Annotated in this window: 3 protein-coding genes; 1 reads left to right on the top strand and 2 read right to left on the bottom strand. The window is 61.5% G+C overall.

The features are described 5' to 3' along the window. Window positions 1-83 precede the first annotated feature (83 nt). Complete coding sequence (locus tag DWV32_RS09795) at window positions 84-2,612, bottom strand: phosphoketolase (protein ID WP_117758021.1); 2,529 nt, start codon at window positions 2,610-2,612, stop codon at window positions 84-86. Between the two features lie 204 nt (window positions 2,613-2,816). Beyond that, entirely contained in the window at window positions 2,817-3,845 is a 1,029-nt protein-coding gene (locus DWV32_RS09790; protein WP_117758020.1) for a LacI family DNA-binding transcriptional regulator, read from the bottom strand. 240 nt (window positions 3,846-4,085) lie between these two features. On the opposite strand from DWV32_RS09790, the gene murB reads away from it, so the two are divergent. Further along, window positions 4,086-5,048 (top strand): UDP-N-acetylmuramate dehydrogenase, encoded by a 963-nt coding sequence (gene murB / locus DWV32_RS09785; RefSeq protein ID WP_117758019.1) that lies wholly within the window; start codon window positions 4,086-4,088, stop codon window positions 5,046-5,048. Window positions 5,049-5,221 lie beyond the last annotated feature (173 nt).

Raw genomic sequence — 5,221 nt, 5'->3', positions numbered from 1 at the left:
CGGGAAGTTCGCGAAGCCCACTTCCCGGAGCAAGGCAACCCCGCCGGGCAAGGCCCCAGCGCGAGACCGTCCCGGATGCCTACCTACTCGTTGTCGCCGGCAGTTAGCTGCGTTGCGGAGAGCGCGCCGTCGGCAGCGGTTGCAGCTGCTGCGTCGGGCCAGACCCAGTCGGTAAAGGACGGGTGATCGTAGCCTTCATCGCACGCGAACTCGAAGGCCTCGGTGCGGAATGCCTCCCACTTATCAATCTGCTCGGCAAACTTATCGGCGTCGACCATGCGCAGCACGTCGGCGGCCAGTGCCCAGCGGTCCATGTTGTTCAGGCGCAGCATGTCGAACGGCGTTGTCGTGGAGCCTTTCTCCTCGTAGCCGTGGACGCGGAAGGCATCGTGGCCGGGGCGGTTCCAGATCAGGCGGCGAATCGTGCCGGCATAGGCGTGGAACGCGAAGAGGACAGGCTTATCGCCGCAGCCGAACAGCTCAGCCCAGCGCTCGTCACTGAGAGCCTGGTCGTTCTCGCAGACGTTCTGAATCTTGAGCAGGTCGACCACGTTGACGAACCATACCTTGATGCCCAGCTCGCGCAGCATGTCGGTTGCAGCCAGAGCCTCAAGCGTCGGCACGTCACCGCAGGTGGCGACCACGACGTCGGCCTCGGCGAGCGAATCGGCGGTCGATGCCCACTCCCAGGTCGCAACGCCCTCGGCGAGCTCCGCCTTGGCCTCGTCGATCGTCTGGAAGGTCGGAGCAGGCTGCTTGCCGCAGAAGATGGCGTTGACGCAGTCAGTGGACTGGTAGACGCGCTCGGCCACGGCGAGAGCCATGTTGGCGTCGGCCGGATAGTAGGCGTTTACGATGTGCGTGTCGTTGGCCTTGTTGAGCAGCAGGTCGATAAAGCCGGGGTCCTGATGCGAGAAGCCGTTGTGGTCCTGACGCCAGACGTGGCTCGACAGCAAAATGTTAAGGCCGCTGATGGGGGCACGCCACGGAATCTCGCGCTTGGTAGCCTCGAGCCACTTGCAGTGCTGGTTGACCATGGAGTCGACCACATGGACAAAGCTCTCGTAGGAGCTCCACACGCCGGAACGGCCAGTGAGCACGTAGGCCTCGAGGAAGCCCTCGCATTGGTGCTCGGACAGCTGCTCGACGACCTTACCGGAGCCTGCCAGCAGCTCGTCGTTGGCCTCGTCCTCGTAGAAGCCGGCGTCCCACTGCTTCTTGGTCACCTTGTAGGCAGCCTGCAGACGGTTGGACGCGGTCTCGTCGGGACCAAAGATGCGGAAGTCATCCATGTTATTGGCCAGAACGTCGGCAGTGTACTCACCAAAGACGCGGGCGGCCTCGGTAGAGCCCCAGCCATGACCCTTAGTTGCGACGGGGACCTCGTGGGCATGAATATCGGGCAGCTCGAGCTCGCGGCGCACCTTACCGCCGTTCGCGTTGGGGTTGGCGCCGATGCGCAGCTCGCCGGTCGGCATAAAGGCCGTCACCTCGGGGCGCACCTGGCCCTCGGGCGTAAAGAGCTCCTCGGGCTTGTAGGAACGCAGCCACTCGCGCAGCACGCGGAAGTGCTCGTGGGTGTCCTTGGCACTCGCCAGCGGCACCTGATGCGCGCGCCAGGAGTCCTCGGTCTTCTTGCCGTCGATCTGCTTGGGGCAGGTCCAGCCCTTGGGCGTGCGGAACACAATCATGGGGTAGGCCGGGCGGACCACGGTCTCGCCTGCGGCGGCCTGGGCCTGCGCGGTTGCCTTGATGTCACAGATCTCATCGAAGACCTGCTCAAACAGGGCAGCGAAACGCGCATGAATGCTTGCGTGGCTCTCGTCGTCAAAGCCGGCGACAAAGAAGTGCGGCTTATAGCCCATGCCCTCAAAGAACTTGGTGAGCTCTTCGTCGGACACGCGGGCGAGGATGGTGGGGTTGGCGATCTTGTAGCCGTTGAGGTGCAGGATCGGCAAAACGATACCGTCGGTTGCCGGGTTCACGAGCTTGTTGGATTGCCAAGAGGTCGCGAGCGGGCCGGTCTCGGACTCGCCGTCGCCCACCACGGCCACGGCCAACAGGCTCGGGTTGTCCATGACGGCACCGTAAGCGTGGCTGAGCGTGTAGCCGAGCTCGCCGCCCTCGTGGATGGAACCGGGCGTCTCGGGCGCAAAGTGGCTCGGGATGCCGCCGGGATAAGAGAACTGGCGGAAGAACCTCTGCAGGCCTGCCTCGTCATTGGTGATGTCGGGGCGGATCTCGCGGTAGGTGCCATCGAGCAGCGACTGGGCGGTGCCGGCGGGGCCACCGTGACCCGGGCCCATCAGGAAGATGGCGCTCTGGTTGTGGTCGGCAATAAGGCGGTTGACGTGGCCGAACAGGAAGTTGATGCCGGGCGTGGTGCCCCAGTGGCCGACCAGACGGTGCTTAACGTCCGGACGACCAAAGTCGCGCACCTCACCGGTTTTCTCGTCAACAAAGTCGGGGCGCATCAGCGGGTTGGAGCGAAGGTAAATCTGGCCGACGGACAGGTAGTTCGATGCGCGCCAGTACAGGTCGACGCCCTCGAGCTCGGAAGCCGGCACCTCGTGGCCCAGCTTTTGCCACGGCGTTCCCAGAGTTTTAGCCATTGTTTATGTCCCTTCGCTGTATGGTCACCCTCCAATACGGCAACCTTTCGTTGGGACAAGTATATTTGCTAAAACGTTTTATCAATATGAAAAAACGTTTTACCATCCTGATTTGCCATGTTGACAGGCAGAAGCAGACATTCATCTGCGGCATTGCCTGTCACAGGTGCTCCACATTCAATCTCTGCAAATTGATAAACGTGTTTAGTTATGTTTAGTAAGCTCGAGTACGCTGTCCTTAACGATAAGCGCCGGCTCCAGAACGACCTCTTCGGCACGCCTACCGCCCCTACCGGCAAGGCGCTTGGACATGCAGCCAAAAGCATGCTCGGCAAGGACACCAGGATCCTGCTCAATCGCGGTCAGCGCCGGCTCAAAGAGAACGTCGGCCGCCGAGTTGTCATAGCTCACCACCGAGATATCGTCCGGAATGCTCTTCCCCATCTCGTGCAGGCGCTTGAGCAAACCGAGGGCAATGTTATCCGAGCTTGCGAACACGGCGGTGGCGTCGGTTGCGAGCACCGCCTCCGAAGCCTCGTAGGCACTCGGAATGTAGTACTCGCTCTCAAACTCCAAACGCGCGTCGATCGGCAGGCCAACCTCACGCAACGCGCGCTCATAGCCGGCAAGTCGCTTGCGGCCCGTATTGGAACGGCGCGCGTTAACCAAGCAGGCAATGCGACGGTGCCCCTGTTCGATCAAGTAGCGGGTAGCCATGTAGCCACCCATCTCGTGGTCGAACATCACCTTGTCGCACTCGAGTCCCTCAATGGCACGGTCAACCATTACCGCCGGGATAGGCAGATGGCTGACCTCTTCGCGCAGGGCGCGGTCGTCCGAGAACTCGTCGCCCACGACCAAGAACACACCATCGACGCCACGCGTCACCAGCTGGCGCAGGAGCTCCAGATCGTCCTCGGCACTTCCACCCGAGCTGGTAATAAAGAGCGCGTAGCCGTCCACGCGGCAGCGCTTTTCCAGGCTGCCGGCGAGCGAGGCAAAAAAGCGGCTCTCGATGTTGGGAACGATAAGGCCCAGCGTGCGCGACTCGCGCATGACCAGGCTGCGCGCAATCTGGTTAGGAACATAGTGGTTGCGCGCCGCGACCTCTTTGATGCGCTTGCGGTTTTCTTCCGAGATGCGACAAGGCCGATTGTTAAGGACAAGCGAGACCGATGAGGGGGAAAGCCCCACCTCCTGGGCAATCTGCTTAAGAGTAACTTTGTTGCCCATCTCGCTCCTTCCGAGTATTCGCGCAATCTCTTGAAAGTATAGCGACCGTCCCTCTACCTTGATGATAAACACTTTACCAATCCGGTAGACGGCTGTTTTATCGCCGCGATTGGCGCAAAGCAACCTGACCCCTTTGCACCATGTGATGCATTGGGGTCAGGTTACTTTGCACCAAATCCATCCGGGTGGGGTATATTGCATTCGATTGATGAAAACGACCACCATAAGGCGGATATTCGTATGCACGAGAATGACTTTTTTAACGAGGACCTGCTCTGCGCGCTCGCTGGCGTTGCCGGCGAGGACAACGTGCTCATGAGCGAGCCCATGCGCGAGCACACCACGTTTAAGATCGGCGGCCCGGCCGATGTCTTTGTCACGCCCGATACCGAGCAGGGACTCGTCGCCACGCTCGATACCTGCTACCGCTGCGATCTGCCGCTCACCATCGTGGGCAACGGCTCCGACCTGCTCGTCGGTGACAAGGGTATCCGCGGCATCGTCGTGGCGCTGGGCGAGGGTCTCTCCGACATTACGGTCAACGGCACGCACGTCACGGCAGCAGCCGGCGCCTTGCTTTCCGATGTCGCCGCGACGGCAGCCGAGGCCGGCCTCACCGGCATGGAGCCCATCTCGGGCATCCCCGGATCGGTCGGCGGCGCCTGTTATATGAACGCCGGCGCCTATGGCGCCTGCATGGCCGATGTGCTGGAGTCTGTGCGCGTCTACAAGCCCGCCCGCATGCTCGACGACGGCACCCGCGGCAGCGGCAACATTATTGAGTTCGATGTCGATGAGCTCAACCTGGGCTATCGCAAGAGCCGCATTGCCGACGACGGTTTCGTCGTGCTTTCGGCCACTTTCAATCTCGCCCCGGGCAACGCCGCGATGATCAAGGCCGACATGGACGACTACCACCAGCGCCGCGAGGACAAGCAGCCGCTCGACATGCCGAGTGCCGGCTCCACCTTCAAGCGCCCCGAGGGCTACTTTGCCGGCAAGCTCATCATGGACGCCGGCCTGCGAGGACACGCCATCGGCGGCGCGCAGGTGAGCGAAAAGCACTGCGGCTTCATCGTCAACGCCGACCACGCCACCGCCGCCGATGTCGACGAACTCATCCGCCACATCCAAACAACCGTCAAAGACCAATTCGACGTAGACCTAGAACCCGAAGTCCACCGAGTAGGCGAATTCCTCTAATAAAAAAGAAGGCCCCGAAAGGGGGCTTCGCCATCTTTATATCAGGCAACCAGTCCGGTGTGTCGCGCTTTGAACCCGAAAGGTCCGGGACTGCGGGCGAGGCATAAGGTTGGTCGCGAGTTCCGCACGCAAAGAAGGCCACTTAATGTGGCCTTCGTCTTGCGCAGGACTGT

The sequence above is a fragment of the Collinsella sp. AF04-24 genome, assembly GCF_003465685.1.
Lineage (GTDB): Bacteria > Actinomycetota > Coriobacteriia > Coriobacteriales > Coriobacteriaceae > Collinsella > Collinsella aerofaciens_AP.
The sequence above is the reverse complement of the archived record's forward strand: the minus strand, read 5'-3'. Positions and strand labels throughout refer to the sequence as shown.

Bases quoted from the DNA above. Each gene is read 5' to 3' on its own strand.
- DWV32_RS09790 (WP_117758020.1), bottom strand. From the start codon at position 3,845: ATGGGCAACAAAGTTACTCTTAAGCAGATTGCCCAGGAGGTGGGGCTT.
- DWV32_RS09795 (WP_117758021.1), bottom strand. From the start codon at position 2,612: ATGGCTAAAACTCTGGGAACGCCGTGGCAAAAGCTGGGCCACGAGGTG.
- murB (WP_117758019.1), top strand. From the start codon at position 4,086: ATGCACGAGAATGACTTTTTTAACGAGGACCTGCTCTGCGCGCTCGCT.